This is a genomic window from Niabella agricola, assembly GCF_021538615.1.
GTDB classification, from domain to species: Bacteria; Bacteroidota; Bacteroidia; order Chitinophagales; family Chitinophagaceae; genus Niabella; species Niabella agricola.
Genome location: NZ_JAJHIZ010000003.1, coordinates 4,757,407 through 4,781,020, shown reverse-complemented (window position 1 = coordinate 4,781,020; position 23,614 = coordinate 4,757,407). Strand labels below are relative to the sequence as shown.

The window sequence follows — 23,614 nt, the reverse complement described above, 5'->3', positions numbered from 1 at the left end:
GCAAATCAGGGAGATGTTGCCTGAAGCAATCATCTCCCTTGTGTTGTTTATTTAGACGTTCTTATCTTTTCTCGTCGCATGCTTACAAACCTGCCTCTTTGCATTTTTCCTTCAGCAATTCCAGGTTGGTGGCTCCGGCTTTTGTACCCAATATTTCTCCGCCTGTTGCGTTATCTCCTACTGTAGCCGTGTTATCTGCCTTTACCGTAATATCATTAACATCCTTTACGGTGGAGCCCCATACCGCCCTGAAATCATATTTTTTCCCCGGATCCAGTAAGGTGGTGGATATATACCCGTTTGTTACAATTCCCAGCAATTTGTAACCGGTTTGCCCATGGATCTTATAGTACAGATAAAACGTAGGCAATACATTTACCGGTTGCGCCTGGTTAGGACAGCGGACATATAGCTGCATGGTCGTTTTGGGATTACCGGCAACCGGTGATGCAGCCAACGCGATGTGTTGTAATGCAGTACTGCAGGGATCAGCGACAGTTGTTTCCGACAGCTTATTCCCATCTGCGTCAAAGGCTCTTATAATAACCGGAGCCTGGGGCAGGTTGTCAAAACCCAGTTCTGAACCATCAGTTGCCGTTATGTTTTTTTTTACCAGCAATTTACCGGCATCATCGCCCATATTTGAAAATACTTTTACAGTTATCGGATGGGTCACCCCGTTCTTTAGCCAGTCTGCGGTCAGCTTTAATTTCACGGCGCTACCACAAGACTTAATAAGATTCCCGGCCAGGAACCAGGTAGCGTGTGTACTGGAAAAGTTTACGGAAAGTTTACCTCCAGAAGACTGAACAGTGGCTTCCTGTTCATGTTTCCAAACCGGGTTGTTGCTGGAAAAACTAAATATGCTGAGCTTATCGCCGGCTTTCACCTTTTGCCCCGTTTCAGGATTCACAAAATCCGGATCGAGGCTGATGCCCAGATCAACCGGTTTTGAAAAATTTGTTATTGTTGTACCATTCAGGGAAAAGCTAACCTCCGACATGCCCCCCGGCAACAAAGTACCGGAACTGGCTCCGCTGGCCGTATGAACGACTGGCTGCGTTAAGCCCGTTCCACCAGGAAATACTTCGGCAAGGCTTTCTGCACCGGTTTTCGGAACAATCATGCTCACTTTCAGATCTGTTCCCGAAACCACATTATTATTTGCATCTCTGAACTGCGTTCCCGCCGGAATCTTAATCGTGGCAGACTCGGAAGAGCCGGTCGGAGGCGGAATATTTACGGTAACATCCGCTGCGGGCGTCCCATTGGCTGCTAATGCCACGGAAGTGTTCTTTACAGCCATTTCAGAAGACGCAGCTGCCGTATTTAACAATACAACCTTCCGCATGGCAATTTTCTCGCCGCCGGTTATTTTAACAGGTATCTGCACGCCCAGGTGGTTGGTCGCAGCAATGGCTACATTGATATTCAGCGGCGCCTGTTCGCTCACTACCACGTTGGGATCTACGGCTAAAAACAAAAATCCACCGATAACCCTGAATATTTTCTTGCCCTCAGCATTATAAATTTTTTCCGCATCCGGACCGGTAATTGCTACGGTGGCATTATCGAGGGAAACTCCGGCAGTGCTGCCCACCTCCAGGTTTACCACATTTTTAAAAACGTTACTACTCACTGAAATCTCCAGGTCTTTAAAAGGATTGGTACAGGCCACAATCATTCCAACCACCGCCAGGAACATCAACGCAATAAACGAAATACGATTTTTTATCATTGTTTGTGCTTTTAATATTCTTTTAAAATTTGTACCCCACCCCTACCTGCAAAACAGGCAACCAGCGGTAATCATCCAGGTTTTTTTGAACAGCCACCTCCTGTGAGGTATTTTCAGACAAAAGATTATCTGCAGTTATATCTACTACGGGCTTGGAGAGATAGAAGGTGCCGAGGTCCGCATTAAAAACAACACGTCCGCCCAATTTCAGGTTGCGCAGGGCAAACCCGCCATACGGCGCTATTTTTTTCCATTGAACCGCAGCTTTTACCGTTCCCAGGTCCTCTTTTTTTATGATGATATCACCATAGTGATAATCATTCTTTGGTGTTGCCGTGGCATTCGCTTCCTGCTTATAAAAGACAGCACCCCCTCCGATGATGTACAGCTGGTGCAGGAAACGACCGGCCTGTTCACCGGCAAAAGGTTTCCACCCGATCAGGGCCTGTACATTTCCCAGCCGCTCTTTCATTTTTATATCATATGCATTCTTTCCCAGTGTACGCGTAGCCGTATACCCGTAAGGTGCGTAGCTGACAGCCAGCCCGGCCATCCAGCGGCGATGGAGCTGATAACCCGCATCAACACCGACCCCCTGAGTACCCGCATGGATGCCCGCAGAAAAGCGCCGCTCCTTACCACTAGCCGCATCGTTTCTATTTTGCGCATAAATCATCACAGTACTCAGCATTGAAAAAGAAAAAATTAACAGTTGCTTCATTTGTTATTTGCTTTTAAAGAATGTAGGTTTGAATGTTTCCAATTTCTTAATACGCATTTTTTTCACCCCGTACCATATTCCATACCGTTAGAAATATAATCTTGAGGTCCAACAGGAAATTCCAGTTCTCCACATAGGTAATATCATGTTCCACACGCTTTTCCAGCTGCCACAATTCATTGGTTTCTCCTCTGAAACCACTTACCTGCGCAAGGCCCGTAATTCCTGGTTTGATATAGTGCCGGACCATAAATGTGCTGATCACTTCGGTAAACTTTTTAGTATGGGAAAGCATATGTGGCCTTGGGCCTACAATGGACATATCGCCCTTTAACACATTTATAAACTGAGGAAGCTCATCCAAACTGGTTTTTCGTAAAAAGGCACCCACCCTGGTAATACGGGCATCTCCTTTGGTTGCCTGCAGGCTATCTGCAGCTGCGTTGACCCGCATTGTACGGAACTTAAAGCATTTGAATACCGAACCACCGCGGCCGGACCGATCCTGTACGAAAAATACAGGCCCCCGCGATTCCAGTTTTATCAGCAACGCCACAATGGGTATCAGCCAGGATAAAACAAAAACACAAACCAGAAAGGAAAATGCAAAATCAAAAATATCCTTCACCAGGGAACTGCCTTCCTTTTCCAATGGTTCATTCCGCACGCTCAAAACCGGAAAACTACCCATATTACGCATTACAACGGATTTACCGACGCTTAAAAACTCGGGCAAAAAACGGGTACGTATCAGAAAGTTTTCAGCCCGCTCACAAAAGCGCTTTACTTCGTCGACCTCAAGCGCCGATAAACTAATTACTGCCTCGGACTGTGCATGCGCGTTTCCCGTGGCTTCAAGTTGCCTGTAATTGCCCAGGTATGTGAGTGGAAGACATTCCAGCTGATGGGTATGATAATACCCCACACAATGATACCCCAGGTAACGATCTTCATTCATCTGGCGCATCACTTCCTGTAGGGAGTTTGACCCCCCAATAAACACTACATGCTGTACGATGCCTCCTTTTTCCCTGCAGTACTTACGTATCGAAAAAAAGCATAGCCGGCTGAGAATGATATAACTAATAAAGAACAGCAGGTAATTTAGGATAAACAATACAATTTCCTTAGGCGCCAATGCATTAAAAAGCGTACACAAACACACGCAACAGGAGCAAACGGAATAATACACAAACACCTTAAGGGTGTCGGAAAACACAACAGTGGATTCTTTGAAAAAAAGATTGTTGTAACAATTAAAATAATCGGTAATACCGCACCAGGTGATGGCCTGAAGCAATAAGGTAGATACGATTACCTGAAGCCCAATATTTATGGACATCATTTTTACCAGGAGGTAAATACCCAGTACGATCACATCCAGTACGATCATAAACTTTGTGACCCGCTTCACAAATGGTAAATCTAAACGTATCATTTTATCAGCATTACTTAAGCGGTTATTAAAAGGCATACTTCAAATGGCCTGTCAACAGGCAATACACCGGCCGGCCGTTCAACCGGATCAAACACGGCACTCTTATGAGCACAATAAGTCCCATGGTTACGCCTTTCGCATATCTTCCATAATGTACAGCAAAAAAAGGTATGCTGCCACCCGGAATCGGCTCCAGAAATCATAAAAATCCTGGCTGTAAATCTGCACCGGTTTTTGAGGGCTATTCAAAATACAAAAGCGCAAATTACCAGAGCTCCTTAAATACTCTTAAACGTATAGACCTTTGGGTCTATCTGGTAACGTCAATATCTCCTTATTTTTTCATCCGGATCATAGTTTGTAGCAGTGAGGGCTTAATTCCCGCTACACAGCAGTATTCATTTAATATTGATCCGAATACAATGCAAATATAAACGGCCCGGGAATAACAAAAAATGGTAAAAGAGTAGTATTTATACTCCCTTTTTTCCCTGATGGGCCCGCGGTCAGGTATTTTGAAATGAGGAAGTCATGCTGTTCTTTACTTTCCGGATCGCCTCGGCCCTCGAGTTTACCTGTAGCTTTTCGTATATATTCCGGATATGTGTACGCACGGTTTCCACGCTGATAAAAAAGTGAGCCGCTATTTCCTTATACCGGTGTCCCTTTGAAAGCTGCAGTAATATTTCATTCTCCCGCTGGGAAAGTTTTTCAGATTGCAGGCCGGGCGCCGGCGCAATAAAGAACCGGTTGATCACTTTCCGGGCAATCATACTACTCATAGGAAACCCGCCATTGTACACATCTTTTATCGCTTCGATTATTGCCGCATTGCCGGAGTTCCGGAGAAGGTAGCCGGAAGCGCCTGCATTCAGCGCACCAAAAACAATGCTATCAGCATCATCGCATGTCAGCGCCAGGCATTCCAATTTTGGATACCATAGTTTTAGCTGTCCTACCACTTCTATTCCGGAAATACCCGGCAAATGGATATCAAAAAGCAATACATCAACCAGCTTCCCGTCAATACCGGAAAGTGTCGATTCGCCATCCCTGAACACACACACCACTTCTATCTCCGCCTGCTGGTTTAATATAGCAATAAGCGCATTTCCCGACAGTTCCTCATCTGCTAAAATGGCTACTTTTATTTTATACATATGAAATCTCTATTATACAGATGAAATATCATGATGCCTCCTGTTAAGTATAAATGTAAACTCACGCACGCGCTACATTTTCATTTAAGAATATTGCTCAAAAGGCCCTCGCGCCTGCCACTGTTGCCTGGTAACCTGAACTTATTTAAATGAGTCCCGACAATCCTTGTACAGTACTCCAAAGCAGTTCCCGTTCCGGCCTTCCGGCGATGCTACAAATCCGGATGAATAATGTATGAATACTGATCCCCTGCGGCAGCTAGTTTTACCCATACGCATATTTTGGTTGCATTTATTTATTTTTATCATCGCTTATATGCGCACGGCTGCCAGAATATACATGTCTCATAAAACCCGGCAATTTGATTCCGAACAGGTCGTGCTTAAAGCGTTCCTTTAACTACGTAAATCATCTTAAAAATAACCTGCCCTTTACTCCCACGCAGATCAACCTCAGCGTAAACTATGGATTAAAATATGAACCCGTATTCAGAAGATCATTTCTAAACACGCTTTCAATTTTATGCATCTTTCTATGGGTTCAGCTACATGGTATTGAGGGCGATAGTCATCTATTAAAAGCCCGATCATAAACCTGCATACCGCCTGCGCGTTATATACGGCTTTTAACTAATGCGAAGTTAGGTCAATATTTCTAAAAAAACAGGTAGTAAAATAGTAGTAAGTACTACTTTTTTAACATTTGCTGTATTCAATCCACTCATCAGGAATGTTCAAACAGGTATATTTTCTTACCAAACAGCATAAAAAAAGCAGCTGCCCAACTCCCCTCAAAAACACGGGCGCTATCTACCGCATTGAAAAAAACGGCGTGCGCAATTCAATGATCTTTGACCGGCTCCATCATTTGAAAATGCAGCTGGAAAATCTCCGTATAAAGAAACAGAACGAAAAACAACAGGTTGCTGTGGATACAATTAACCAGATCACAGACGACGACAACGAGGCCATTATTTTGGTAAACCGGTACATCGACAACCGCAATCATCAGTTTACCCCGGCTAAACCGGATGAGGCAATTAAAGAAATGTTCGGTGCCGCAGCGCGGATTTTTACCGGCATCACGGAACGGTTATCGAAAGTGGATACCCGCTTTTCGAATGTTGCTTCAGCCAAGGCCTCCCTACAAAAATCGATCCGCTCGCTCGAACCGCAGCTAAAAGAACAAAAAGATTGGCCGGATGAGTATCTTTCTAAGTCCAAATCGAAACGAAGGGCTATGTTTTATGAGCGAAAACTCAGCTGGTTTGGCATTCCGATCAACTAGATAAAATAACCGGTTTGCACCCAACTGCCGTGCACAAACCGGTTTTCATTAAAGTCGGATTCCAATCAGGGCACTTTATCAAAGGCTACAATGGTAACCGCAGCCTGACCGGCATTGGCTGTAGCTTTCAGATAAATGCGGCCATCAGGTGTGCTATTATAAACAGCACCCGGAGCCAGCAGACTTCTCAATGCTTCATTAACTTTACCGGTATAAGTAGGCTGTGTATTGGCAGTAATGGCGTCATTGAGCTGATTATAATCCAGCTCTTTTTTGCTGGCCACAATGGCGATCTGATCACGGGTTCCCTGATTATCGGCCTCCATGGATTCTGACCGGGGGAATAAACGGTAACCGGTGATTCCACAATAAGGAGAATGCTTGGAAACCGCTTGCCCGGGCTTCAGGTAAGGAAACAGTACATAACTGCTGCCGGTTGTTTCCTGACCGAAAATATAGATATAACATTCGGTCGTATTCTTTACCTCCATTTTAAAGCGGGTGCCTACTTTTATTGGTGTCACCGTCTGGAAGCTATTGTTCCCTGTTGACTTCAGCCGGATGTACTTTTTAGTACTATTATCTACCAATCCCACATTGCACTCCAGCGGCATGGCCGCTATATTGGCCGCCTTGGGCAGCGGATCAATACCGTACGCCTCCCGTACGTAATTTTTAAAATCGCCATAGCGCACCCAGGCTACGCCGTTGGTTCCCCATTGGGGGGTCCAACTGTTCATAATCTGGAAGGCGCCGCCATATTTTCGGTCGTCGTATCCGATCACGCACATGGCATGCCCGCCCATACCCACCTGCGACTGATCCATTCCCTGCGGTTGCCAGAGGTCTTTTCCCATCATATCCTGCATAAAACTCTGGCCCACCAACATTCCGATCACTACCGGCGCGTCCTTGGCCAAATGTTCTTTGAGTGCCCTTACGCTGATCTGGTTCAGGTTATCCCCCTGGGTAAGGCGGGTGAACCCATGAATGGTGTGCTGGCGCCCGGCCTGAAGTGCTGCTCCATCCGGCGTCCGGCTGCAATCCTGGTCATCATACGGATAGGCGCGTAACGGAACACCACCATTGGCTTTCATCGCTTCCATGGCCCGTTGTATATAGGACCCCTGACAATCATTCCCCAGGCGGATCTGGTTGTATAAATATGAGGGGCTAAATGCAATGGTGTTCGGATCCTGACCGGTTGCTGCCGCGGTTAAAATCGTTTGCGCGGCATAGGCACTGCTCCAGGCCACGCAACTTCCCTGCTGTCCCTGATCGCCTCTTTGAGGCGCAAAACGCAGTAGGGAAACGGCTTCCGGCAAGGGGTTTTTATTGTTATTTTCCTCCAGGCCTTCATAAATCTTGGCCTTATTAAATTCATTGGGATTATAGCTATACCCGCTTTGAGAAAACAGTTGCTGCGCGGCGTCGCTTAAACCACCGATATTACTGCAACCGCCACGTCCGCCCAAAAAATAAACAGCAGCGGCAATAATCACTAATACAATAATTCCTTTTCCGCGGAACAGTCCCAGCAACAAAGGCAGCAATCCAAAAAGTCCGCTTCCGCCGCCGCCCGGGCCGGAGCCTCCGCCGCCACGGTCATCATTAAAGTCGTTATCCCCGCTATTGGGATCATCCGTCATTCTGATAGGCATAGATTAATTTTTGTATAAAAATAATATGGAGTTGGGAAATAAGCAGCAGAAATTTAGCAGGCAGTCTTCAACTTTCAGCGGACCGCGATCAGTGACCACCATCATTTTCTGAAATTTTTGAGATTTGGGTCTTAACTTTTGCTATTTGGTTTTTTGGAATTTGAAATTTAAAATTTGGTACCTAACCTTTGGTATTTAGAATTTAAATATTGGCATTTCGTAATTCACAGCTCCACTCATCCAAGTTTTATCTTTCCTCCTGTCTTTACGGCCTTATAGATGGCATCGATGATCACCAGATCCCGAAGCCCTTCTTCGCCATCAACGGGTATTACCGGCTTCTTATCATCCAGGATGATCGCCGCCATCTCATCCATTTGAGTGGCCTGCTGGGGGCGGTCGTTGGCAATATCCAGCGGGCCTTTATGAGTGCGCCCTTTAATAGGCCCGTAACTGGAAGCCGGTTGCAGTTCTGCAAATCCCTTATCGCCATTCAGGAAAAAGCGGTCGAGATTGTTCATATTATACGAAGAAAGACAGGAGGCCGTGGCCCCACTGGGAAATCCCAGCTGAAATGTAATGGTTTCGTCCACCCCCTCTTTAAACTTCACCGAATCTGTTTTGGTTTCCTGGGCGGTAACCCAAACCGGCTCCTCGCCCACCATATACCGGCAGCCATTCAATGCATAAATACCAATATCCATCAAGGCACCGCCACCGGCCAGGGCTTTATTTACCCGCCATTGAGTAGGGTCACCAAGCCGGAATCCTGAAAGTCCCTGAAAAAATTTAATAGCTCCCAGCTCTCCTGCCGTACGCATCCGGTGAATTTCCAGCGTGAGTGGTTCAAAATGCATCCGGTATCCCACCAGTAATTTTTTACCCGCCTTTTTGCAGACATCCACCATTTCCCGTCCTTCTTTGGCATTCAGCCCCATCGGCTTTTCGCAGATCACGTGTTTTCCTGCCCGGGCGCTGCGGATCACCTGGTTGTGATGCAGGGCATTGGGTGTAATTACATACACCGCATCAATATCGGGGTTGTTGCGAATGGCATCAAAGTTTTCATAATTATAACGGCTGTTTTCCGGTACATTGTATTTAGCACCCCAGGTTTTTAGTTTCTCCGGTGTACCACTGATCAGGCCGGTAATCTTTGCCCGTTTGGACTGCTGCATAGATTCGGCAACACGGGTGGCATACCCTCCCAATCCCATTAATGCTACCCGCAGTACAGGACCATCCGCTACTTTTGGCTGTAACCGTAAAATACTGTTTGCATTTAACCCCTGAATCGTATAAAGACCAAGGGCAGAAAGTCCCATCTTCTGGATAAAATTCCGGCGTGTACGCATATGACTGATGTTTAGAGTTCAAAGGGCCAGCGCGCGGAGATCCATAAAATGAACCAGGAAAAACGGCTGGTTATCCCGAAATATTCTTTACCAATTTTAATGCTTTCTTCAGCTGCTCCTCCGGAGTCAGGTTCGTGTTATCGATCACTATGGCATCCTTTGCCTGACGCAGCGGGCTTACTTCACGGTTAGAATCAATATAGTCCCGCATTTGGATATTTTCCGCAACTTCTTCAATCGTTATATTCGGATTTTTTTCAACCAACTCCTTAAATCTCCGTTCTACACGGACTGCATTATCCGCCGTCATAAACAATTTCAGCTCCGCTTTGGGGAATACCACGGTGCCGATATCACGGCCATCCATCACGATGCCTTTTTTCTTTCCCAGTTTTTGCTGTTGTGCTACGGCGAACTCCCGCACGGCTTTTACTGCCGCCACTTCGCTCACTTTTTCAGCAACAATCAGATCGCGGATCAGGTACTCTACATTTTCATCATTCAGGTAAATTTCAACGGTACCGTTTTGATCATTGGTGCGGAAGTCCAGCTCAATATCCTTCAGCGCCTCCTTTACTTCCTTTTCCTTGTCCCAATCGATATGATTCCTCAGAAAATAAAGCGTTATCGCCCGGTACATCGCCCCGCTGTCCACGTAAATATATCCCAGTACCTTAGCCATCTGTTTGGCCAGGGTACTTTTTCCACAACTGGACCAGCCATCTATCGCAACAATAATCTGTTTCATTTTATCAACACTCCTCTTAAAACCACGGATACCGTTACCCGGAATCTGAGGCAAGATACAATTTTATTAAGGGAAAATTGTGGCTTTTAGAATAAATTTGCAACCGGTACTTCATTTAAAATCTTATTCGTATATTCAGACAAACCTTCGACTATGATCCTAAAGCAAATCGCTTCTTTATTTTCAGCTGGTGTATTGTTCTTCCTGATCGCCTGCAATGGTGGTTCCGACAAAACCCCGGATACGCAAGCGGACAAGGATACTGCCAGTATCAGCAACACGGCTGTGGTACGCGAATTGCCTCATGTGAAAACAGAGCCGGTGGAATACGAAGACGGAATCAAGACCTTTAACAGCATTATGGCATACGATAGTGCCAATGCCGGCAGAAAACCTATTGTACTGATCATTCCTGAATGGTGGGGAGTTACGGATTACGTAAAAGATCGTGCGAAACAAATCGCAGAACTGGGTTATTTTGCCCTGGTAGTAGACATGTATGGAGGCGGCAAAGTACTGAATAACCCGAAAGATGCGGGGAATGAAGCCATGAAGTACTATAAAAATGCGCAACTGGCACAGGAGCGGTTTGACAATGCTCTCTCTATTGCAAAATCTTATCCGCAGGCAGATACCACTAAAATTGCAGCCATCGGTTACTGTTTTGGCGGCACCATGGCCTTAAATATGGCGCGCCTGGGCGAACCGCTGAAAGGGGTGGTGAGCTTCCATGGTGGTTTAGAAAGCTATGGGATCACCGCAAGAAAAGGTGGTATTATTCCTTCTATCCTTGTTTTAAACGGCGATGCCGATTCATTTGTGCCGGTAAGCGCGGTGAATGATTTTAAAAAAGAAATGGAAGCAGCAAATGCCAATATGCAATTTATCGGCTATCCCAACGCCAAACATGCGTTTACCAACCCGGGAGCAACAGCCATTGGCGAGAAATTTAAATTGGATATAAAATATGACGAGGCTGCTGATAAAGCATCCTGGGAAGAAATGAAAAAATTCCTGGCCAAAATATTTTCCTGAGCCAGATCTGGAACCTGAAATCGGGCCTGGATATGGCCAATAGTAAATCAATGCTGTTCCACTGCGTTTTCATTTAACCGCTATGGACGCAAAGCATCCGCGAAGGCCGCAATAAAAATCGTTATAACAGTTAGCCTGGCGAACCTTGCGCTCCCAGCGGTTTGATTTACCGCGAGGCACGCAAAGCATCCGCAAAGGTCGCAGCGAAAATCGTTATAACAGCTATCCTGGAGCACCTTGCGCGACCCTTGCGCTCCTGGCGGTTTGATTTACCGCAACGGACGCAAGGCATCCGCTAAGATCGCAGCGAAAATCGTTATGGCAGCTATCCTGGCGCACCTTGCGCGGCCCTTGCGCTCTTTGCGATTTGATTTAACCGCGAGGCACGCAAAGCATCCGCAAAGGTCGCAACGAAAATTAAGCCAGGTATGCGCCGGTTACCTTATCTCCTTCTACCTCCACATAAATATGATCCTGCAGTGTGGTTGCCAGTGAAATTCCCTTATAATCCGGTGTAATGGGAAACAAGGTATGGGTGCGTTCCACCAGTACCATCGTCTGGATCCGGGCAGGATGTGCGTTCAGAAATGGTTTTAATGCATAGAGCAGTGTTTTACCGCTGTTGGTCACATCATCGATCAGCACAATCACTTTATCCGAAAAATCCATTTCCCGGCTGAGTGTGACGGCCTCGGGCTTTTTTTTGTTTAATTGCAGAGTGAGCAATTGCGTGGCGATCTTACTGTTTTTCTGGATCAGCCGCTGAATATTCTTTGCCAGCACCACACCATGTTCTTCAATACCTACCAGGATCAGCTCCGGCACATCCAGATTGTTTTCAATCAGTTCCAGCGCCAGCCGCTGCAATTTCTTCTCTACGGTTTCTGTATTCAATAGATATTTTTTCACCTGCGATGCGTTTAAATTGCCTTCAAAATGCCTCTACTTGTAAAGGAAGCCGTAAATTAGCACTTTGTAACTGAATGCTCATGCAAATTGCTCAACAAATTTTATTTGTATTATTATTTACTATTGCCGTTGTCTTTTTTTCAAAAAAAATAACGCAGATCCGCCGGAACATCAACCTGGGAAGGGATGAAACGATCAATGACCACCCGGACCAACGCTGGAGGAATGTGTTGCTGCTGGCTTTTGGGCAAAAAAAGATGTTCCGCAATCCACTGGTGGGTGTGCTTCACTTCTTTGTATATGCAGGCTTTATCATCATTAATATCGAGGTGCTCGAAATCATCCTGGACGGGGTGCTGAGTACACACCGGTTGTTTGCCGGAGTGCTTGGAGGGTTTTATACCTTCCTGATCAATGCGTTTGAGTTGCTGGCCCTGGCCGTATTGGCCTTCTGTGCCATTTTCCTGATCCGGAGAAATATACTAAAGATCCGGCGCTTTTTAAGCAAAGATCTCGATGGCTGGCCCCGTAGTGATGCCAATTATATTCTCATTACAGAAATTGTGCTGATGGCATTATTTCTTACCATGAATGCCAGCGACACCCTGCTCCAGGCGCGTGGTGTGGAACATTATGCCGCACATTTCACCGGTAATTTTATCATTTCCCAACATCTGCAGCCGCTGATCAGCGGGCTTTCCGACGGATCCCTGCAATTGCTGGAACGGGCCTGCTGGTGGCTGCATATCATCGGTATCCTGGCGTTTTTAAACTACCTCCCCTACTCCAAGCATCTGCACATCCTGCTGGCATTTCCCAATGCTTATTATGCCCGGCTAAAACCGATGGGTGAAATGGAGAATATGCCGGCAGTACAGAATGAAGTATTATACGCCATGCAACCGGAACTGGCTCCGGCAGACGCCGCCCCCCCTTCGCGCTTTGGAGCAAAGGATGTGACCGATCTTAGCTGGAAGAACCTGCTGGACGCCTACAGTTGTACGGAATGCGGACGTTGCAGTACTGCCTGTCCGGCCAATATCACCGGAAAAATGCTATCGCCCCGCAAAATCATGATGGATACCCGCGATCGTGCTGAAGAAGTGGGCAAAAACATCAACCAAAATAAAGAATGGAAAGACGACGGCAAAAGCCTGCTGCATGATTATATTTCAGTGGAGGAACTCCGCGCCTGTACCACTTGCAATGCCTGTGTACAGGAATGCCCGGTAAGCATCAACCCGCTGGATATCATTCTCCAGCTGCGCCGCTACCTTGTTATGGAAGAGAGTAATGCACCTCAGGAATGGAATACTATGTTCAGCAATGTAGAAAATAACTTTGCTCCCTGGAAGTTCAGCCCGGACGACCGGGATGCCTGGACACAAACGATGTAAATTCATGTTTCACTTTTAAGCTCCTCGGTCCGGAGGCCGTACATCCTCCAATGACATAGCTGATTATGCTATTCAAACCACCCTCTTTAACATTCCGTATCTATTATCCGCTATCACCTGAACTGGATTGCAGGTATAGCGGATACTCTTTTTTGGCAACCGGCCTGTATCTATTACCGGATGAAAACAGCAGATAACGACATTAAAAGAGATTCCGTCACTTTTATATCCTATGGCCTTCCAATATATGATTCAACCGGCCTAAAAAAATTTGTATACAGGCCAGGTATGACATCTGCACCAGTTTTTATTGTGTGCTTAGTCTGATTGGGAAAAAGCAGATACATACTACGAACAGCTAGCTGCGGATTATTCTGAATAAAAGAAATGGCAGGGGCTTGAAGAAACGCATGCAAAAGGAACTGGCTGCATGTTGTCCCTAGTACATTAAAACCAGGAGTGTACAATCATTGATCCTTTTCCGGTTCCGTTTCATGGAGCTTGGCGCTGATATCTTTCTTTTTTATAAACATCCGCCAGGCCTGAATGAGCGCTGTTATGACAAATACACCACCGATGATATAGTTCATCAACGACTGGTTGTTCTGTATCTTGCCGGCAATGAGCCGTCCGCCAAAAATAAACACACAGTTGCCTAGCAGGGTGCCCAGGCCAATGCCAATAATGTAAAAGTTGTAATAAGAAGCCTTGGGTTTCAGTACATTTTTTGTAAACAGCACGGTGCTCCATCCGAACCAGAACGGGATCTGCACCGGGTTAACCGCACTCATGGTAAGGCCCAGCAAATAAGATGGAAGATTATTGTTTAAGATCACATTCTTTCCGCCCGAGGGGTGCATGGCCGCATAAAGGCTGGAAACAGCCAGCGCCACAATGATCAGCAGGGTCAGCCATTCCAGCAAACGGAAGATCTTTTCCTGCTTGCGCACCCAGTCCATCGCTACCAGGGAAAGACGTACATATACCATCTCCGCAGTAAGCGAGCCCAGGGAAAACAACAACGCGTTTTTAACAGATTGGCTGATCGCAATCTGCATCGCCGCAATATTGAGCGTACCCAGGGGCAACGATCCAAGAAAGCTCACCAGCATTCCCGTAAAAAAAATCTTCATCAAGCCTCCCGCCTGTTGATCACTCACAATTTATCATTTAGTTTTTGCCCGCAAGCATGGGCACAAAAGAAAAATTATCGAACAGTTCTTCCTTTATCGTTCCGTCTGTTTGCTTTATGATCCGCTTCATCTGTTGTACATCCCCGGCACCTACCGGTATAACCATCATTCCACCGGGCTTCAATTGTTCCAGCAGTTTGGGCGGAATCGCCGGCGCTGCAGCGGTGATGAGCACCCGGTCAAAAGGCCCGTAGGTGGGCAGCCCCTGGTAACCATCTCCATAAAAGAACTTTATAAACGGAAATTGTTTAAGATAGGTAAATTTTTTGTTTTCCTCAAACAGCTTTTTCTGGCGTTCGATCGTAAATACTTTTAACCCCATTTTTGCCAGCACCACGGCCTGGTAGGCGCTCCCGGTGCCGATCTCCAGTACTTTTTGTCCGGGCACCGTTTCCAGCAACTGCGATTGATAGGCCACGGTATATGGCTGTGAAATGGTTTGCCCCTCTCCTATAGGAAAAGCCCGGTCCTCATAGGCCACATCATCAAAGGCGGAGTCTAAAAAGAAGTGGCGGGGAATCGCATTCATAGCGTCCAGCACCGTTTCATCTGTTATTCCTTTTTCTTTTATTACTTCTACCAGTTTTTTTCTTAACCCCTTATGCCTGTATGTATCTTCTAACGTCCTCCTCATAAAAGTGCAAATGTAAAAAAGCCGGGGCTATTTACTACATATATCCGTCAAATCTTATCCCCATCGTTCGCTGAAAGCGTATTCCTGTTGCGTTCTTCACCTGCATCCCGTTACTACTGTAAAATGCGCAGGGTTTATGTAATTTTACAGGCACGCGCATCTATTAATAAACCTTTTTATATGAAAGTACTGAGCAGCGGCATCCTTTTAATACTGATCATCCTGTTTACCTGTATGAAACCGAACGCACAAACCATCAAAAATTATGAACCCGAGTGGAAAAAAGTAACAGGGCATATCGACAAAGGCTTGCCAGCCTCCGCACTTACTGTCGTAAAAGAAATCTACACCAAAGCGAAAGCCGATCACCAGGATGCACAACAGGTAAAAGCCTGATCTATATGAACCGGCTCCAGGACGAAAACCGTGAAAACAATGAACTGAGCAGTATTGCGGAGCTGGAAAAAGAGATCTCAGGCAGTAAAGGCGCAGTAAGAGCGCTGCTCAACAGCTACCTGGCAGGCATTTATCAATCCTATTTTAACCGCAACCGGTATAATCTTTATAACCGCACCAATACCACCGGTTTTCAGAAGTCCGATCCGGCTACCTGGGCCATTGACGATTTTATTCAAAAAATCAGCAACCTTTACCAGCTATCTTTAACAGATGAAGCACAGCTGCGCCGTGTACGGCTGGAAGACTATGATGCGCTCATTGAAAAGGGCAACACGCGTAACCTGCGCCCCACCCTATACGATCTGCTGGCCTCCCGGGCACTCAATTATTTCAAAAACCCTGAACGTTCGGTAACACAACCCGCATATAAATTTGAGATCAATCAGCCGGCAGCCTTTGCATCGGCCCCCGATTTTGCCGCCACCCGTTTTGAAACCAGGGACACACTGTCCCTGTCATTTAAAGCGCTGCAACTGTATCAGAAACTGATTCAGTTTCATTTAAGCGATTCCAAACCCGATGCCCTCATCGATGCTGACATCAGCCGGATACAATTTGTATACCAGCATGCTGTAAACCCGGATAAAGATACCCGCTATTATGCCGCGCTTGAAAAAATTGTCCAACAACATAAGACAAATCCAGGTGCTACACAAGCCAGGTTCCTGATGGCTGAATGGCATCATAATCAGGCACAGTTACCCAACAATATAAAAAACCCTGAAAACAAGGATCTTCTAGCCGCAAAAAACATCCTGGAACAGATCGCCGCCAAAAAAGAAAACAGTGAAGGCAGCGTTAATGCCCATAACCTGCTACAGCAGATCAAACAACCAGTCTTCAGTTTTCAACTTGAAAAAGTAAACCTGCCCGGCGCGCCGTTCCGTATACTGATTGCTTATAAAAACGTACCAACGGTTTATCTGCGCGTCATAAAGGCCACTGCATCGCTCAAAGAGGCCATCAAAGACCGCACCGGAAAAGAAAAACACTGGACTCTACTGGCTGCAGCAACACCGGTACAGTCCTGGGAGCAGGCATTGCCGGCATCAGGCGACTATCGTTCACATAGTGCAGAGATTAAGGCGGAAGGATTGCCCGCCGGGGAGTATTTTATTTTCGCCTCCCTAAATAAGGCATTTACCCAGGATCAGAACATCCTGGCCTTTCAGCTTACCTATAGTTCCAATATCAGTTATGTAAACCAAAAAAATGATTTCTTTGTGTTGGACCGCAACAGCGGCCAGCCGCTTGCTATGGCGAAAGTTACCATCTGGCAAAAACAATATGATTATAAAACCAGTTCCTACCAAAACGCCGAGGCCGGACAAGCAGTTACCGACAAAAATGGTTCCTTTCAAATGAATACCAGCAGTTCTGGCAAAGGAAAACGCAATGCAGGAAATAATTACCTGCTGGATATCACCTATAAAGAGGAACGTTTTTTTATGGATGATAATGACTATGGTTACTATTACTACAACAGCTATGAGGCGGCTGCTCCCACCAAAAAAAGCACTTCCATTGTATTGTTTACTGACCGGAGCATTTACCGGCCCGGGCAAACGGTTTATTACAAGGGCATTGCTATGAGTCATGAGCCAAAGGAAAAAAAATCAACGGTGTTGGCGGCTTTTAAAACGACCGTAACCCTTTACGACGCCAATCATCAGAAAGTAAACTCAACAGACCTGGTTACAAACGACTTTGGCTCTTTCTCCGGAAGCTTTAAACTACCGGAAAGCGGATTGAATGGTAATTTCAGTATTTCAACGCCGCAGGGCAGTATTGGCTTTAAGATGGAGGAATACAAGCGCCCTAAATTCTTTGTGGACTTTGAAAAACAAAAAGGCACGTATAAACTCAATGAAAACATTACGGTTACCGGTACCGCAAAAGCCTACGCCGGCAATAACATCGACGGAGCCCGTGTCAAATACAGGGTCGTGCGCAAGGCCCGGTTTCCCTACCCCTGGATCTTTGCCCGTTACTGGTTCCCCATCAACCAGGAGCAGATGGAGATCACACAAGGAGAAACCCTAACTGATGCCGACGGTCGGTTCCGCATAGTATTCAATGCGATCCCAGACCATACCATCGACCCCAAAATGGACCCCGTGTTTGATTACAGCGTATACGCGGATATTACCGATATAAACGGAGAAGTCAGAAGCGGAGAACGGTCTGTTTCCGTAGGCTACAAATCCTTGTTGTTAAGTGCCGATATTCCCCAGCGGATCAGTGTGGAACAGGCAAAAAAATTAACGATCCGCACGGAGAATATGGCCGGCGCATTTGAAAAATCCGGCATCCAGATCAGCATCAGCCGGTTGTTGCCGGAACAGCGCCTGTTACGAAACCGGTATTGGGAACAGCCGGACCAGTTTGTAATGAGCAAAGAAACATACGTTCAAAACTTCCCGAATGATATTTATAAAAACGAGAACGAGCCGGCCGCCTGGCCAAAAGAAAAAGAGGTGCTGAGTCAGTCCGGCACCACCGACTCCACAGGGCTCGTTACCCTGTTGAAGCCTATTACTGAACCTGGTTATTATGCCATTGAAATAGTAACCAAGGACAAGGATGGCAATCCGGTAAAAGACCTGAAGTATACCGAGATCTACCGGGAGCGTCAAGAACACCTTGTCGTTCCACAATACCTATGGACCCAAACCCCAGATCCGATCGAACCCGGAGCAAAGGCTGTGGTAAAAATCGGGAGCAGTGCCCGGAATGTGTTCCTGGTACAGGCATTGAATAAAACAAAAACCAGTTATAGCTACGCGTCCCTGAACGATGAAATAAAAACAGTTGATTTTGTGGCCACTGAAGCAGACCGCGGTGGTTTTGGTGTTGACTATATGTTTGTGAAGAATAACCGGCTTTATACCAGCAACAACATCATTTCTGTTCCCTGGAGCAACAAGGACCTGAAGATCACTTATGAAACCTTCCGCGACAAAACCCTGCCCGGCGCAGAAGAAAAATGGAGTATGCAGCTCAGCGGTTATAAGGGTGACCAGGTAGCCGCAGAAATGCTGGCCGGCATGTATGATGCCTCGCTTGACCAGTTTTACCCGCATCGGTGGAGTATGCCGGGTATATGGCCCGGCTATTCAAATTATACAAACTGGAATGCAGCGGCCAATTTCAGCAGTATGCGCTCGATGGTTCATACCACCCTTGTTTACGACCACCAGAGCATTGATAAACGCTACGACCAGATCTTTGGTGCCGAACTTCCGGAACTTTATGGATGGGGCGGGCCTATCGGACTACGGGCCAGGGGTGTGGTTGCAGATGAAGTAGTGGTTACTGCGATGGGGGTCAAACGAAAGGCCCTGGCCGGATCTGTAAGTGCGATGCAAAGCGAAGCAGCTCCTGCACCGGCGATGATGGACGGCAAAGGCATTGTGGAAACGAAAGATTCAGAAACAGTGGCGGCAATAGCCAGCACTGTGCAAGACTTGCAAACGCAAATCCGTAAAAACCTGAATGAAACCGCTTTCTTCTTCCCCGACCTGAAGACCGATGCAAAAGGTAACATCCGGTTTTCCTTTACCATGCCTGAGGCGCTGACACGCTGGAAATTCCAGGCCCTGGCACATACAAAGGAGCTGGCATTCGGCTATTCATCCAAAGAAATTGTCACCCAAAAAGAGCTGATGGTACAACCAAATGTACCCCGGTTCTTGAGAGAAGGCGACAAGCTGGAGCTCAGCAGCAAAATCGTAAACCTGTCTTCAAAAGAAGTAACCGGTATTGCCACACTACAATTATTTGATGCTGCCACCAATGAGCCCGTGGATGGCTGGTTTAAAAATGCCATTCCACAGCAATATTTCACCATTGCCGCAGGGCAAAGCCAGGCTGTTCTTTTCCCCATCGAAGTACCTTACCAGTTCAGCAAACCGGTTACCTGGCGTATCGTAGCAAAAGTAACCGGCAGCAATGATGCTGCTGCCCTGAGCGACGGCGAAGAAAATATGCTTCCGGTACTCACCAACCGGATGCTGGTTACCGAAACCCTGCCCCTGCAATTACGCGGCTTCGGTTCAAAAAAATTCAGCTTCGATAAACTACTCAAAAGCGGCAATAGTGAAACCCTAAGGACCCAGGCCTTAACGGTTGAATACACTTCCAACCCCGCTTGGTATGCCGTGCAGGCATTGCCCTACATGATGGGGTATCCTTATGAATGTGCGGAGCAAACCTGGAACCGTTATTATGCCAACTCACTGGCGACCCTGATCGCCAACAGTTCCCCAAAGATCAAAAAATCTTCGATACCTGGAGCACACAGGATACAGCGGCACTCCTGAGCAACCTGCAGAAAAACCAGGAGTTAAAGGCCGTGTTACTGGAGGAAACGCCCTGGGTACTACAGGCGCAGAATGAAACACAGCAAAAAAAGAATGTTGCCCTTTTATTTGACCTGGTGCGCATGAGCGGAGAGCTGAACAAGGCCTACGATAAACTGAGCCAGCTGCAAAGCCCCAACGGTGGCTTTGTATGGTTCAAGGGTGGACGCGATGACCGCTTTATGACGCAGTATATTGTCACCGGCATTGGCCACCTGAAAAAGATCAATGCCATCGAAAAATCACAGGTGCAAAAACTGGACAATATGATCAGCAAAGCCATCCCTATCTCGACGGGAAAATAAAGGAAGAATACGATGAACTCATCCGCAGCAAAACAAAGCTGGGCGAATATGTTCCTTCTTACTATGTGATCCAGTATTTATATATGCGAAGCTTCTTTAGCCAGATCAACATCACTCCGAACGCCCAAAAAGCGGTGGCCTATTTCACCGACCGTGCAGCAAAACATGGGTAAAAGCGAATAAGTATATGCAGGGCATGACGGCACTGGCACTGCATCGCAAAGGCGACGCAGTAACTCCAAAAGCCATTTTAAAATCCCTGAAAGAAACATCCATTAATAACGAAGAATTGGGTATGTATTATAAGGATGCCGCCCGCAGCTGGTGGTGGTATGAGGCGCCCATTGAGCGGCAGGCGTTGATCATTGAGGCCTTTGAGGAAATCGCAAAAGACCGTCTACAGCCAATGATCTACGCACCTGGCTGCTAAAAAATAAACAAACCAATAACTGGGAAAGCACCAAGGCTACGGCCGAAGCCTGCTATGCGTTATTATTGCAGGGTACCCAATGGTTAACCGTTGCACCCGAAGTAACCATCGACCTGGGCGGACTAAAAATAGAATCGGCACTGGAAAAAAACAGAAGCCGGCACCGGCTATCTTAAAAAAACCATTCCTGGGGAAAAAGTACGCCCGGAGATGGGAAACATCACCGTTTCCGTAACGGACCCGGTATCCGGCAAACAGCAGGGCAAACTGCCCACCTGGGGAAGTTTGTACTGGCAATATTTTGAAGACCTGGACAAGATCACATTTGCGGAAACCCCTTTAAAACTCAGCAAAAAGTTGTTTATAGAAACCAACAGCGGCCGGGGACCGGTGTTAACGCCTATAGCGGAAGGTGCCACTGTAAAAGTAGGCGATAAGATCAAAGTGCGTATTGAATTGCGGGCAGACCGGATATGGAATATGTGCATATGAAGGATATGCGGGCCAGCAGTTTTGAACCCACCAATGTGCTCAGCTCCTATAAATGGCAGGGCGGACTGGGATATTATGAAACCACAAAGGATGCCAGTACCAATTTCTTCTTTGGCTACCTGCCCAAAGGCACCTATGTTTTTGAATACAGCCTGTTTGCCACAGTAGCCGGTAATTTCAGCAATGGCATCACCAGCATCCAGTGTATGTACGCGCCGGAGTTTACTGCGCATAGCGAGGGAGTACGGATTACAGTTGCGCCGCAAAATAAGTGATGCACTTATTGCCAGTTGGAACACGAACCAGGACCAGGGCCAGTGTCCGCCCTGGCCGGTAAAAGAAAGTTTGTATTAACGCAAACCATTTTGATGATGTATTTTTATAAAATTGATACCGGTTTTATAAAACCGGAACGCTTAGACAACGAATACAAATTATGCTTGATCTAAAAAAGATCCATCATATCGCCATTATCTGCAGCGACTATACGCGTTCGAAAAAATTCTATACGGAGATCTTGGGATTTACGATCCTGCAGGAAGTGTACCGCAGCGAACGGGATTCTTATAAGCTGGATCTTGCCCTGAACGATCAATACCTTATTGAATTGTTCTCTTTTCCGGATCCCCCGGCGCGCCTTACCAACCCCGAAGCCACAGGACTAAGGCATCTGGCATTTGAAGTAGCCAATGTGGAAGCAGCTATTCGGCAACTACAGGAAAGCGATATTGAGGTGGAAGCTTTTCGTGTGGATGAATACACTGGTAAAAAATTTACTTTTTTCAGGGATCCTGACGGATTGCCAATCGAGTTATATGAACAATAGATCCTAAAGTTCCTGTTATCTTTGCCTTACAACATAAATCCTTATGAGAAAAGAATGGACCATATGGCTGTTGTTCATTGCAACGGTCACAAATGCGCAATACCCCATCCTGGAGCCAACAAGTTACGAGCGGGGGATATACCGGAGTTTTGAAGAATTCAAAAACAACAATCCTTCGCTGCCGCTTACCTATCAGATCTTTTCGGAAGACTCCAAGCCCTCTCTTTTTGATAAACGGGTACAGCGTCTTTATGAACTGGAAATCAGAAAGAAAGAAGGCCGTAAGATCGGCCCGGTATTCGGTTTTTGCGATGGCAAGTATATCTATATTTGGTCACGCTCCTATAAAAAGGACGCTTTCCCGCTATTTTCTGAAGGTCCTGTTGGTCCCAATGCCCGCTTCGCCAAATTACTGATATTGGATACCATCAGCTATTTTGAAGATTTAGGTGCGACAGCACCCGCCGGCGCTCCCTTAGTCGCAGGTCCCTACGGTACAATGTACGGAGGCGCAAACCCTTCGTTGTACATACGGGGTAATTTACTGGACCTGAGAACCGGCAACATCACCGAATTGACAAAAGGGCGATTAAACGAGCTGCTAAAAAACGACCCGGAGTTATCCGCCGTTTTTGAAAAAGAATCCGGCAAGCAAAGAAAGCTGGGAGAATACCTGATGTATTATACTGCGCGAAAAAGAGGTTCGCGGGAGCTGCCACAGTAAAACGGATTGTACCTTTATTGATCATGCTATTTAAAATAAATCATATGCATATACGCTTTTTTTGTATACTGATCATCGTTCTGGGCCTCGTTTATGGAGCAACCTCGCAAACGGTAAAAGTCAATGTTGGTCCGGAAATACTCCACTCCTTTAACCACAACCCGGGCTTTTGGGGCATCGGCGGTTCTGTACAGGGTGAAGTATGGGTAAAAGAGCGGCTGGGCCTGGGTTTAAACACCGGCTTTTTGAAATTTTCCAGTACCACTCCCCTCATCCCCACAGGCACGGTCACCTATAACGCCATCCCGGTACTGGCGGTGATCAAATATCCGCTGCCCCTTATCAAAAATTTGTACGGACAGGATGCCATGGGTTACACCTTTGCTACGGATGTGCATTACCGCAATAACGGGGAAAAGGTGCCGGGTGGTTTTACCTATTATTTTTCCCTGGGGTATGAATTTGCCAAACATGTTGATGTAGCAATAAAGGTTGGCCGCTCCCGGTTTGATAAAAAAGACCGTCCTGCGAATGTGAATGAGCACAATTTGGGATTAAAACTGGCGTATATCTTTTAAAAGGGCGGTCGGATGCTAATGAGGCATTTGGTTTACGAGATCACTTTCCGTTTCTAATACTGTTTGCATCATCCGGCTTATCATAATGGTATCTAAATTATTTTTATCAATTCCCCGGCTGGACAGTGAGGACACTGTCCGGTGCGCAGGCAAAGGTTTGTG

Annotated in this window: 22 protein-coding genes; 12 read left to right on the top strand and 10 right to left on the bottom strand. The window is 46.5% G+C overall.

Going from position 1 to position 23,614, the window contains the following annotated elements:
* Positions 1–82: 82 nt before the first annotated feature.
* The 4 genes from LL912_RS25150 to LL912_RS25135 all read right to left on the bottom strand — a co-directional run bounded on the left by LL912_RS25150 (position 83) and on the right by LL912_RS25135 (position 5,057).
* A complete protein-coding gene (locus tag LL912_RS25150; protein WP_235556390.1) occupies positions 83–1,738 on the bottom strand; it encodes a hypothetical protein in 1,656 nt (551 codons plus the stop codon).
* A gap of 22 nt (positions 1,739–1,760) precedes the next feature.
* Positions 1,761–2,459: a hypothetical protein gene (locus LL912_RS25145; protein WP_235556389.1), complete on the bottom strand. Its 699-nt coding sequence runs from the start codon at positions 2,457–2,459 to the stop codon at positions 1,761–1,763.
* Between the two features lie 46 nt (positions 2,460–2,505).
* Positions 2,506–3,897: an exopolysaccharide biosynthesis polyprenyl glycosylphosphotransferase gene (locus LL912_RS25140; protein WP_235556388.1), complete on the bottom strand. Its 1,392-nt coding sequence runs from the start codon at positions 3,895–3,897 to the stop codon at positions 2,506–2,508.
* A 506-nt stretch (positions 3,898–4,403) separates the two neighbouring features.
* Positions 4,404–5,057 carry a response regulator transcription factor gene (locus LL912_RS25135; protein ID WP_235556387.1) on the bottom strand — a complete coding sequence of 218 codons (654 nt, stop codon included), beginning with the start codon at positions 5,055–5,057 and terminating at the stop codon, positions 4,404–4,406.
* A gap of 730 nt (positions 5,058–5,787) precedes the next feature.
* On the opposite strand from LL912_RS25135, the gene LL912_RS25130 reads away from it, so the two are divergent.
* Positions 5,788–6,345 (top strand): hypothetical protein, encoded by a 558-nt coding sequence (locus LL912_RS25130; RefSeq protein ID WP_235556386.1) that lies wholly within the window; start codon positions 5,788–5,790, stop codon positions 6,343–6,345.
* A 65-nt stretch (positions 6,346–6,410) separates the two neighbouring features.
* Here LL912_RS25130 and LL912_RS25125 read toward each other — a convergent pair whose 3' ends face one another.
* From LL912_RS25125 to cmk, 3 genes are all read right to left on the bottom strand, one after another.
* On the bottom strand, positions 6,411–8,006 hold the full coding sequence (locus tag LL912_RS25125) for a C1 family peptidase (protein ID WP_235556385.1): 1,596 nt from the start codon (positions 8,004–8,006) through the stop codon (positions 6,411–6,413).
* A 236-nt stretch (positions 8,007–8,242) separates the two neighbouring features.
* The gene (locus LL912_RS25120) at positions 8,243–9,361 is read right to left on the bottom strand and encodes a Gfo/Idh/MocA family protein (RefSeq protein WP_235556384.1); all 1,119 of its coding nucleotides are present in this window, start codon (positions 9,359–9,361) and stop codon (positions 8,243–8,245) included.
* Positions 9,362–9,431: 70 nt separating this feature from the next.
* Entirely contained in the window at positions 9,432–10,109 is a 678-nt protein-coding gene (gene cmk / locus LL912_RS25115) for a (d)CMP kinase (RefSeq protein WP_235556383.1), read from the bottom strand.
* A gap of 153 nt (positions 10,110–10,262) precedes the next feature.
* On the opposite strand from cmk, the gene LL912_RS25110 reads away from it, so the two are divergent.
* Complete coding sequence (locus tag LL912_RS25110) at positions 10,263–11,144, top strand: dienelactone hydrolase family protein (protein ID WP_235556382.1); 882 nt, start codon at positions 10,263–10,265, stop codon at positions 11,142–11,144.
* Between the two features lie 417 nt (positions 11,145–11,561).
* Here the strand turns inward: LL912_RS25110 and LL912_RS25105 are convergent, their stop codons facing one another.
* On the bottom strand, positions 11,562–12,053 hold the full coding sequence (locus tag LL912_RS25105) for a phosphoribosyltransferase family protein (protein WP_235556381.1): 492 nt from the start codon (positions 12,051–12,053) through the stop codon (positions 11,562–11,564).
* An 80-nt stretch (positions 12,054–12,133) separates the two neighbouring features.
* Here LL912_RS25105 and LL912_RS25100 point away from each other — a divergent pair, with 80 nt between their 5' ends.
* Entirely contained in the window at positions 12,134–13,450 is a 1,317-nt protein-coding gene (locus LL912_RS25100) for a (Fe-S)-binding protein (RefSeq protein WP_235556380.1), read from the top strand.
* A 467-nt stretch (positions 13,451–13,917) separates the two neighbouring features.
* Here LL912_RS25100 and LL912_RS25095 read toward each other — a convergent pair whose 3' ends face one another.
* Positions 13,918–14,610 carry a LysE family translocator gene (locus tag LL912_RS25095; protein ID WP_235556379.1) on the bottom strand — a complete coding sequence of 231 codons (693 nt, stop codon included), beginning with the start codon at positions 14,608–14,610 and terminating at the stop codon, positions 13,918–13,920.
* Positions 14,611–14,620: 10 nt separating this feature from the next.
* Positions 14,621–15,277 carry a protein-L-isoaspartate(D-aspartate) O-methyltransferase gene (locus LL912_RS25090; RefSeq protein WP_235556378.1) on the bottom strand — a complete coding sequence of 219 codons (657 nt, stop codon included), beginning with the start codon at positions 15,275–15,277 and terminating at the stop codon, positions 14,621–14,623.
* A gap of 180 nt (positions 15,278–15,457) precedes the next feature.
* On the opposite strand from LL912_RS25090, the gene LL912_RS25085 reads away from it, so the two are divergent.
* The 9 genes from LL912_RS25085 (at position 15,458) to LL912_RS25045 (ending at position 23,452) form a co-directional block, all read left to right on the top strand.
* Complete coding sequence (locus LL912_RS25085; protein WP_235556377.1) at positions 15,458–15,673, top strand: hypothetical protein; 216 nt, start codon at positions 15,458–15,460, stop codon at positions 15,671–15,673.
* Between the two features lie 5 nt (positions 15,674–15,678).
* Positions 15,679–20,058, top strand: coding sequence for an alpha-2-macroglobulin family protein (locus LL912_RS25080; RefSeq protein WP_235556376.1), 4,380 nt, complete (start codon positions 15,679–15,681; stop codon positions 20,056–20,058).
* 32 nt (positions 20,059–20,090) lie between these two features.
* Positions 20,091–20,402, top strand: a complete 312-nt coding sequence (locus LL912_RS25075; protein WP_235556375.1) for a hypothetical protein — start codon at positions 20,091–20,093, stop codon at positions 20,400–20,402.
* A gap of 187 nt (positions 20,403–20,589) precedes the next feature.
* Positions 20,590–20,832 carry a hypothetical protein gene (locus LL912_RS25070; RefSeq protein WP_235556374.1) on the top strand — a complete coding sequence of 81 codons (243 nt, stop codon included), beginning with the start codon at positions 20,590–20,592 and terminating at the stop codon, positions 20,830–20,832.
* A gap of 210 nt (positions 20,833–21,042) precedes the next feature.
* Positions 21,043–21,324 carry a hypothetical protein gene (locus tag LL912_RS25065; RefSeq protein WP_235556373.1) on the top strand — a complete coding sequence of 94 codons (282 nt, stop codon included), beginning with the start codon at positions 21,043–21,045 and terminating at the stop codon, positions 21,322–21,324.
* Entirely contained in the window at positions 21,321–21,599 is a 279-nt protein-coding gene (locus LL912_RS25060; RefSeq protein ID WP_235556372.1) for an alpha-2-macroglobulin family protein, read from the top strand. Before LL912_RS25065 ends, LL912_RS25060 begins: the two co-directional genes overlap by 4 nt.
* Before the next feature lie 161 nt (positions 21,600–21,760).
* On the top strand, positions 21,761–22,150 hold the full coding sequence (gene gloA2 / locus LL912_RS25055) for an SMU1112c/YaeR family gloxylase I-like metalloprotein (protein ID WP_235556371.1): 390 nt from the start codon (positions 21,761–21,763) through the stop codon (positions 22,148–22,150).
* Positions 22,151–22,193: 43 nt separating this feature from the next.
* A complete protein-coding gene (locus LL912_RS25050) occupies positions 22,194–22,874 on the top strand; it encodes a hypothetical protein (protein ID WP_235556370.1) in 681 nt (226 codons plus the stop codon).
* 44 nt (positions 22,875–22,918) lie between these two features.
* Entirely contained in the window at positions 22,919–23,452 is a 534-nt protein-coding gene (locus tag LL912_RS25045) for an outer membrane beta-barrel protein (RefSeq protein WP_235556369.1), read from the top strand.
* The last annotated feature ends 162 nt before the right edge of the window (positions 23,453–23,614 follow it).

Bases quoted from the DNA above. Each gene is read 5' to 3' on its own strand.
- LL912_RS25150 (WP_235556390.1), bottom strand. From the start codon at position 1,738: ATGATAAAAAATCGTATTTCGTTTATTGCGTTGATGTTCCTGGCGGTG.
- LL912_RS25145 (WP_235556389.1), bottom strand. From the start codon at position 2,459: ATGAAGCAACTGTTAATTTTTTCTTTTTCAATGCTGAGTACTGTGATG.
- LL912_RS25140 (WP_235556388.1), bottom strand. From the start codon at position 3,897: ATGATACGTTTAGATTTACCATTTGTGAAGCGGGTCACAAAGTTTATG.
- LL912_RS25135 (WP_235556387.1), bottom strand. From the start codon at position 5,057: ATGTATAAAATAAAAGTAGCCATTTTAGCAGATGAGGAACTGTCGGGA.
- LL912_RS25130 (WP_235556386.1), top strand. From the start codon at position 5,788: ATGTTCAAACAGGTATATTTTCTTACCAAACAGCATAAAAAAAGCAGC.
- LL912_RS25125 (WP_235556385.1), bottom strand. From the start codon at position 8,006: ATGCCTATCAGAATGACGGATGATCCCAATAGCGGGGATAACGACTTT.
- LL912_RS25120 (WP_235556384.1), bottom strand. From the start codon at position 9,361: ATGCGTACACGCCGGAATTTTATCCAGAAGATGGGACTTTCTGCCCTT.
- cmk (WP_235556383.1), bottom strand. From the start codon at position 10,109: ATGAAACAGATTATTGTTGCGATAGATGGCTGGTCCAGTTGTGGAAAA.
- LL912_RS25110 (WP_235556382.1), top strand. From the start codon at position 10,263: ATGATCCTAAAGCAAATCGCTTCTTTATTTTCAGCTGGTGTATTGTTC.
- LL912_RS25100 (WP_235556380.1), top strand. From the start codon at position 12,134: ATGCAAATTGCTCAACAAATTTTATTTGTATTATTATTTACTATTGCC.
- LL912_RS25090 (WP_235556378.1), bottom strand. From the start codon at position 15,277: ATGAGGAGGACGTTAGAAGATACATACAGGCATAAGGGGTTAAGAAAA.
- LL912_RS25085 (WP_235556377.1), top strand. From the start codon at position 15,458: ATGAAAGTACTGAGCAGCGGCATCCTTTTAATACTGATCATCCTGTTT.
- LL912_RS25080 (WP_235556376.1), top strand. From the start codon at position 15,679: ATGAACCGGCTCCAGGACGAAAACCGTGAAAACAATGAACTGAGCAGT.
- LL912_RS25070 (WP_235556374.1), top strand. From the start codon at position 20,590: ATGCAGGGCATGACGGCACTGGCACTGCATCGCAAAGGCGACGCAGTA.
- LL912_RS25065 (WP_235556373.1), top strand. From the start codon at position 21,043: ATGGGAAACATCACCGTTTCCGTAACGGACCCGGTATCCGGCAAACAG.
- LL912_RS25060 (WP_235556372.1), top strand. From the start codon at position 21,321: ATGAAGGATATGCGGGCCAGCAGTTTTGAACCCACCAATGTGCTCAGC.
- gloA2 (WP_235556371.1), top strand. From the start codon at position 21,761: ATGCTTGATCTAAAAAAGATCCATCATATCGCCATTATCTGCAGCGAC.
- LL912_RS25050 (WP_235556370.1), top strand. From the start codon at position 22,194: ATGAGAAAAGAATGGACCATATGGCTGTTGTTCATTGCAACGGTCACA.
- LL912_RS25045 (WP_235556369.1), top strand. From the start codon at position 22,919: ATGCATATACGCTTTTTTTGTATACTGATCATCGTTCTGGGCCTCGTT.